At 36.8% G+C, this 7,608-nt stretch carries 6 protein-coding genes; all 6 read right to left on the bottom strand.

Annotation, left to right across the window (positions count from 1 at the left end; genetic code table 11):
* Positions 1-93: 93 nt before the first annotated feature.
* Complete coding sequence (gene disA / locus RTP99_RS26235) at positions 94-1,167, bottom strand: DNA integrity scanning diadenylate cyclase DisA (RefSeq protein ID WP_000392168.1); 1,074 nt, start codon at positions 1,165-1,167, stop codon at positions 94-96.
* 3 nt (positions 1,168-1,170) lie between these two features.
* Positions 1,171-2,547, bottom strand: coding sequence for a DNA repair protein RadA (radA, locus tag RTP99_RS26240; RefSeq protein WP_001085212.1), 1,377 nt, complete (start codon positions 2,545-2,547; stop codon positions 1,171-1,173).
* A gap of 96 nt (positions 2,548-2,643) precedes the next feature.
* Complete coding sequence (gene clpC / locus RTP99_RS26245; protein ID WP_000971179.1) at positions 2,644-5,079, bottom strand: ATP-dependent protease ATP-binding subunit ClpC; 2,436 nt, start codon at positions 5,077-5,079, stop codon at positions 2,644-2,646.
* A gap of 22 nt (positions 5,080-5,101) precedes the next feature.
* Positions 5,102-6,166, bottom strand: coding sequence for a protein-arginine kinase McsB (gene mcsB, locus RTP99_RS26250; protein ID WP_000050822.1), 1,065 nt, complete (start codon positions 6,164-6,166; stop codon positions 5,102-5,104).
* Between the two features lie 4 nt (positions 6,167-6,170).
* Positions 6,171-6,719: a protein-arginine kinase activator protein McsA gene (gene mcsA, locus RTP99_RS26255; protein WP_000128394.1), complete on the bottom strand. Its 549-nt coding sequence runs from the start codon at positions 6,717-6,719 to the stop codon at positions 6,171-6,173.
* A 173-nt stretch (positions 6,720-6,892) separates the two neighbouring features.
* Complete coding sequence (gene ctsR, locus RTP99_RS26260; RefSeq protein ID WP_001244563.1) at positions 6,893-7,354, bottom strand: transcriptional regulator CtsR; 462 nt, start codon at positions 7,352-7,354, stop codon at positions 6,893-6,895.
* Positions 7,355-7,608: the final 254 nt, after the last annotated feature.

Consider the following 7,608-nt stretch of genomic DNA (forward strand, 5'->3'; position numbering starts at 1 on the left):
TGTTTTTTTATAAATAGTTTTATTTACCAATATATCATATCATATACCAAAAATGTTCTAGTGTCGTTATATTATGGAATCAATGTAATATTCTTAATTGTGTCTACTCATATAGAGATGCTCTTGAATTCTTTTTAGGCCTTCTCGTATTTTCTTCGCCCTGACTTCTCCAATTCCTTCCACATCATCTAATTCATTAATAGTTGCACGACAAACACCCTGCAAGGTTTTAAATCGATTAATTAAATTTTCAATGATAAGTGGTGGAACACGCGAAATTTTGCTTGTGATTCGGTATCCTCTCGGCGTCACACTTTCTTCTAAGCTCGTTTGTCCCGGGTATCCGAGCAATTTAACTAAATCACTATCCTCTAGAAGTTGTGTATTCGCAAGCTCTTGTAACTTTTTCAAAATTTGATGATGGTCTTGTGTTTTTTCTTGATAGTAATCTTTAATTAATAGCGCTGCCTCTGCTTCTAAGTCGGCTAGTAGTTCCGTAAGTTGTAAACGAATTAACCTACCTTCTGTTCCCAATTCATGAATATAGCTCAATATTTCATTTTTAATACGTAGTACCATTTCAACACTATGTAAAACATGAACCACCTCGGACATTGTAACAACCTCTTCAAATTCTAGAATGCCCAAATTCGTAATCCCATCATTCCATACAGCCTTATATTTTTCTAACGTTTGAATAGCTTGGTTTGCCTTTGTTAAAATAACACCTATATCTTTTAGTGTATAACGTAAATTCCCTTGGTATAGCGTAATTACGTTACGTCTCTGTGAAATAGCCACAACAAGGCTACCAGTCTGCTTTGCTACACGCTCCGCTGTTCGGTGGCGCATACCTGTCTCAATAGAGTCGATAGATGACTCTGGAACTAACTGTGCGTTCGCAATCAAAATTTTACTTCCAGTTTCATTTAAAATAAGTGCCCCATCCATTTTTGCTAATTCGTATAAACTAGCCGGAGAAAATGCACAATTAATATGAAAACCTCCATCAACAATACTTTTAATCTGCTCATTATATCCAAGAACAATTAATCCCCCTGTTTGTGCGCGAAGTACATTATCTATCCCTTCGCGCAGTGGTGTTCCCGGGGCCACAAGTTGTAAAATATTAATCATACTTTTGACACGTTGCTTGTTTTCTTCCATAGCCTAGCCTCCTAATGTCAAACGAAGCGCTTCTCCTAAATTAGATACACCAACTACCTCAATCCCATCTGGAATTGTCCATCCTCCCAAATTTTTTCTAGGAATAATAGCGCGTTGAAATCCTAATTTAGCTGCTTCTTGTACACGTTGTTCAATTCTTGATACTCTTCTTATTTCTCCAGTTAATCCTACTTCTCCTATTACTGCATCGGTTGGTGCCGTAGATTTATCTCTAAAACTTGAAGCTATACTTAAAGCGACAGCTAAATCAATTGCTGGTTCATCTAACTTTAAACCACCTGCTACTTTTAAATATGCATCCTGATTTTGCAATAATAAGCCTGTTCTTTTTTCTAGCACTGCCATAATAAGCGATACACGGTTATGATCAATTCCCGTTGCCATTCTTCGAGGGTTTCCAAAACTAGTAGGGGAGATTAATGCTTGTATTTCTACTAAAACTGGTCTTGTTCCTTCCATTGAGGCAACCACTGTTGATCCTGCAACCCCAACTGGTCTTTCCTCAAGAAAAATTTCAGAAGGGTTTAATACTTCTGCAAGGCCAAGCTCTTTCATTTCAAAAATACCCATTTCATTCGTAGAACCAAAACGATTCTTTACTGCTCGCAAAATGCGGTATGTATGATGACGGTCTCCTTCAAAGTAAAGAACTGCATCGACCATATGTTCTAACATACGAGGTCCTGCAATCGCTCCCTCTTTTGTCACATGTCCAACGATAAAAATAGGGATCCCTTTCGTTTTTGCAAGTTTCATTAATTCCGCTGTACATTCACGAACTTGTGCCACACTTCCCGGCGCTGATGTTACTTCAGGTAGATGTATTGTTTGAATAGAATCAATAACAACAAAGGCTGGGTTCACCTCTTCAATATGTGTTGCAATTCGCTGTAAATCCGTCTCTGATACAACAAATAGATTACTACCATTTACATGTAAACGATCCGCACGCAGTTTAATCTGTTTTGCTGATTCTTCACCCGATATATATAGGACATCATATGAAGAATCTGCTAATTGCGATGATATTTGTAACAGTAACGTTGATTTTCCAATCCCGGGGTCTCCACCAATCAGTACTAAGGATCCATCTACAATCCCGCCACCAAGTACACGGTTAAATTCTTGAAATTTTGTTTCAATACGCGCCTCAGACTTTGTTTCCACTTCTGTTAGACGTCTTGGTTTTGTTACTTCTGTTTGAATTGCATTGGCATAATTAAGGCGCCTTGATGATACAACTGGTTCCATCTCTTCAACAAGCGTATTCCATTGACCACATCCAGGGCATTTCCCCATATATTTTGGTGACTGATACCCACACTCTTGACATGTGAATTTTGTTTTCTTTTTAGCCATATCGTTTTATATCTCACTTCACTTTCATCTATAAACAATTTATCTTTGTCGTACAAGAAAGAGGGCTATCTCGTAGCCCTCTTAGTTTGTCTATACTTATTTTACCTTTTCAGCACTATGAATGACAAATGATTCTCCTTCAACATCAAAGATAACTTTTTGTCCTTTCTCAATAGCACCTTTTAAAAGTTCTTCCGATAGTCTATCTTCTACATGTTTCTGAATTGCTCTACGAAGCGGACGAGCACCGTACTCTCGGTCAAACCCTTTATCAGCAATAGCTGAAATCGCTCCTTCTGTTAAATGCAATTCAATTTCTTGCTCTTTTAAGCGATTTACTAACTGATTTACCATAAGTGTTACAATCTCTTGAATATGTTTTTTCTCAAGCATATGGAACACGATAATTTCATCAATACGGTTTAAGAATTCTGGACGGAATGCCTTTTTCAGTTCATCCATTACTTTACCTTTCATATCTGAATAATCGCGGCTCTCATCTTGTACGTTAAATCCAAGATGTTTATTACGTTTTAACGCTTCTGCACCAACGTTAGATGTCATAATAACAATTGTATTACGGAAATCAACTGTACGCCCTTTAGAATCTGTTAAGCGACCATCTTCTAATACTTGTAGTAAAATGTTAAACACATCAGGATGAGCTTTCTCTACTTCATCTAATAAGACAACTGAATATGGCTTACGGCGAACCTTTTCTGTTAATTGTCCACCTTCTTCATATCCAACATATCCTGGAGGAGATCCAACTAAACGAGAAGTAGAATGCTTCTCCATGTACTCAGACATATCGATGCGAATCATTGCATCCTCATCACCGAACATAGATTCTGCCAACGCTCTTGCTAGCTCCGTTTTACCTACACCTGTTGGTCCTAAGAAAATAAATGAACCAATCGGACGTTTCGGATCTTTCAAGCCTGCTCTAGCACGACGAACAGCTTTCGCTACAGCTACTACCGCTTCATCTTGACCAATAACACGATCGTGAAGAATCGATTCTAAGTTTAATAATTTATCAGTCTCTGTTTGTGCAAGTTTAGAAACCGGGATACGAGTCCACGTAGAAACGACATTTGCAATATCTTCTACTGTCACTTCTGAGTTTTCTTTTCCTTGTTGCTCTTTCCATTGACGCTTCGTATCTTCTAACTTCTCACGTAAGCGTTGTTCCATATCACGTAGCGAAGCAGCTTTTTCAAATTCTTGACTTTGTACAGCTGCATCTTTCTCTTTTCTAATTTCCTCAAGCTTCACTTCAAGCTCTTTTAGATTTGGTGGTGTTGTATAAGAGCGTAAGCGAACCTTTGAAGCAGCTTCATCAATTAAATCAATTGCTTTATCTGGTAAGAAACGATCTGTAATATAACGATCTGAAAGCTTTACAGCTGCATCAATTGCATCATCCGTAATAGATACGCGGTGATGTGCCTCATAACGATCGCGTAAACCTTTCAAAATTTGAGTTGATTCATCTAAACTTGGCTCATCAACGTGAATTGGTTGGAAACGTCTCTCTAAAGCTGCGTCTTTTTCAATATATTTGCGGTATTCATCTAACGTTGTCGCCCCAATACATTGTAATTCACCACGAGCTAAAGATGGTTTTAAAATATTCGATGCGTCAATAGCACCTTCTGCGCCACCTGCACCAATTAATGTATGAAGTTCATCAATAAATAGAATGATATTTCCTGCTTGGCGGATTTCATCCATTACTTTCTTCAAACGGTCTTCAAATTCACCACGGTATTTCGTTCCGGCTACCACCGTACCCATATCTAGTGTCATAACACGCTTATCTCTTAAAGTTTCAGGAACTTCATTATTTACAATTTGTTGTGCTAATCCTTCTGCAATTGCCGTTTTACCTACACCAGGCTCCCCAATTAATACAGGGTTGTTTTTTGTTCTACGACTTAAAACTTCAATTACACGTTGAATTTCTTTACCACGTCCAATAACAGGATCTAAACGATTTTCACGTGCAACAACTGTTAAATCACGTGCTAAGCTATCAAGTGTTGGTGTATTTGCATTTGTTGAAGAACCACCTTGATGACCTGAACTTGCTTCATTACTTCCAAGAAGTTGCAATACTTGTTGTCTTGCCTTATTTAAGCTAACACCTAAATTATTTAAAACACGTGCTGCTACCCCTTCACCTTCGCGGATTAAACCAAGTAAGATATGTTCTGTTCCAACATAAGAATGGCCTAATTTGCGAGCTTCATCCATAGACAACTCAATAACCTTTTTAGCACGCGGTGTATAATGTACAGTTTGAGAAGCTTCTGTTCCGCGCCCAATTAACGCTTCTACCTCTTTTTGAACTTTCTCCGGGCTTAATCCAAGAGCAATCAACGCTTTTGCTGCAATTCCTTCACCTTCGCGTACAAGCCCAAGTAAAATATGTTCTGTTCCAATATTGTTATGCCCAATACGAATCGCTTCCTCTTGAGATAAAGCTAATACTTTCTGTGCTCTTTCTGTAAATCTTCCAAACATCATAGAAATCGCCTCCTACTTGCGCTTAGTTTTTTTCAATACGTAATCGCTCACGGATTAAGGTTGCTCTTCGATAATCTCTTTCTTCTGGTCCTAAAGGTCCTCCTGCATATTGTTGTAAAATGCCTGGTTGTGTAAGGACCATTAGCTCAGTCAAAATATTTCTCGATATACCTTTTATATATCCTAAATCAATACCAAGTCGTAAATCTGATAAGCAATTGGCTGCTTCTGCAGATTGAATTAAACGACTGTTGGCTAGTATGCCATAAGAGCGATAAACTTTATCTTCAAGCTCAATACTTGAATTTTGTACAATTAATTCTCTAGCCATCTTTTCTTGCTGTATGATTTGTTGAATGACACTCTTTAAATCTGCAATAATATCTTCTTCAGATTTTCCTAGCGTCATTTGGTTTGACACTTGAAATATATTACCTAACGCTTCGCTACCTTCACCGTATATTCCTCTTACTACTAACCCTAATTTTTGAATTACTTGTATAATACGGCTAATTCTTTTCGTTAAAACGAGTCCCGGTAAATGAATCATTACGGAAGCCCTCAATCCTGTACCAACATTAGTAGGGCAGCTTGTAATATATCCAAGTGATTCATCAAAAGCATATTCAACCTCTTTCTCAATCCAATTATCTATTTGATTGGCACTTTGAAGAGCCTCTGATAACTGCAATCCTGAAAATAAGCACTGAATCCGAATATGGTCTTCTTCATTCAGCATAACACTAATATGTTCGCTTTCTGACAATAGACATGCTCCATATTCTGTTCCTGCAAGGTTGGGACTAATTAAATGCTTTTCAACTAATACTCTCCTTTGAAGAGGCGTTAATTCATTCATTTTTAATAGCTCAAACTCTCCAAAAGGTTCTACCGTTTTATTTATAAATTCCTTTTTAAATAATTCTTGAATCAGTTTAGCTTCTTCTTCATTTTGCATAGTAGAGAATTGATATTTTTTAAAATTACGAGCCAAACGAATTCGACTACTTAAAACAATATCAGAATCAGGGCCATCCCCCTTCATCCATGGACTAATCGCTTCATTCATAATTTTGTCCAGTGACATAGAACTATTCCCCCTCTCTATGCTCACTAAGCTGATTTTCAAGGTTTCTAATTTTATCCCTTACTTCAGCAGCTTTCTCAAATTCCTCTTTCTGTACGTATTGTTTCAGAATGAGTTTTAGTTCATCTAATTCTTTCTTTAAGTGAATATTTCCTTCTATACGCTCCGGAATTTTTCCGCAATGATCTGTATGCCCGCCGTGAAGACGTTTTAATAATGGCTTTAAATGTTCCTTAAATGTATCGTAACAAGAAGCACATCCAAAGCGTCCTACCTTTGTAAGTTGCTCATATGTCATTTTACAATCTGGACATCTTAATATATTTGTGTTCGAAAATCCGCTTTTTCCTTCTTCAAACATTGTTGATTCACCGTGTAATAACCCAGCAAATAAATCATGGAATGAAAAGTTAGACTGCGATGATTGAAAGAAAGACGTATAGCCACTTTGTTCTGCACATTGCTCACAAAGATGAACTTCCGCCTTCTTTTCGTTAATTACTTTTGTATAATGTAAAGTTGCTGGTCTTATATTACAGTTTTGACAAGTCATCACTATCCCCACCTTTACAACAGGAACGATCTATCTCATAGTATTTTTCATACATTACTAGACTGTTCACTTGCCTTTATTCGTTTACATAAAAGTGCGTGTTCTTTTTTCAAAACTTCTACAATATTTAACTGCCTTATCTCTTAGTTATTATTCTTTTACAAAAGCTGTATTTATTTATATTTCAGTGTTCTTAACATTGCGCATAATATTCGAGCCCTAAGTTCATCTCGAGAAGGAACATCCATTGATAATACAGAACGATCTAGTACGCTTAACATAAGTTTAGCTTCACGATTCGTTATGATTCCCTCTTCTATTAAACGTATAATCATACTCTCTGCATTTCCTTGCGCAACGCTATGATCAATCATATGAAGCATTTGATCAATAATGTCTATATCATCATGCAGTTTGACTTTTATAATGCGAATGTAACCTCCTCCACCACGTTTACTTTCTACTACAAATCCTCTTTCTAACGTAAAACGGGTATTGATTACATAATTGATTTGAGATGGTACGCACTCGAATCGATCCGCAATCTCATTTCTTTTGATTTCAATCACATTATTATTACTTAAGTCAATAACTTGCTTTAGATATTGCTCAATGATATCAGATATATTTCTCATTTATCCGCCACCTTTATTGACTTTGACTATCTTTGACTTTAATTATATACGTATTAATAAAATTTGCAACTCTTTTGCTTATTTACTATCCTAGCCACATTCTCCTGTATTTAATCAAAATAATAATTATTTAAATACATTTTTAATTACTATGGATTATAAAAGAAAACACGAAAAAACACGAGTCATTTGACTCGTGTTTAGTTGCTTGGCGACGTCCTACTCTCACAGGGACAAGGTCCCAACTACCATCG

The sequence above is a fragment of the Bacillus sp. (in: firmicutes) genome (assembly GCF_031983925.1).
Lineage (GTDB): Bacteria > Bacillota > Bacilli > Bacillales > Bacillaceae_G > Bacillus_A > Bacillus_A pacificus.

What these genes read in the sequence shown, in the direction of transcription:
- disA (WP_000392168.1), bottom strand. Translation starts at nt 1,167, where the DNA reads ATGGAAGAAAACAAGCAACGTGTCAAAAGTATGATTAATATTTTACAA.
- radA (WP_001085212.1), bottom strand. Translation starts at nt 2,547, where the DNA reads ATGGCTAAAAAGAAAACAAAATTCACATGTCAAGAGTGTGGGTATCAG.
- clpC (WP_000971179.1), bottom strand. Translation starts at nt 5,079, where the DNA reads ATGATGTTTGGAAGATTTACAGAAAGAGCACAGAAAGTATTAGCTTTA.
- mcsB (WP_000050822.1), bottom strand. Translation starts at nt 6,166, where the DNA reads ATGTCACTGGACAAAATTATGAATGAAGCGATTAGTCCATGGATGAAG.
- mcsA (WP_000128394.1), bottom strand. Translation starts at nt 6,719, where the DNA reads ATGACTTGTCAAAACTGTAATATAAGACCAGCAACTTTACATTATACA.
- ctsR (WP_001244563.1), bottom strand. Translation starts at nt 7,354, where the DNA reads ATGAGAAATATATCTGATATCATTGAGCAATATCTAAAGCAAGTTATT.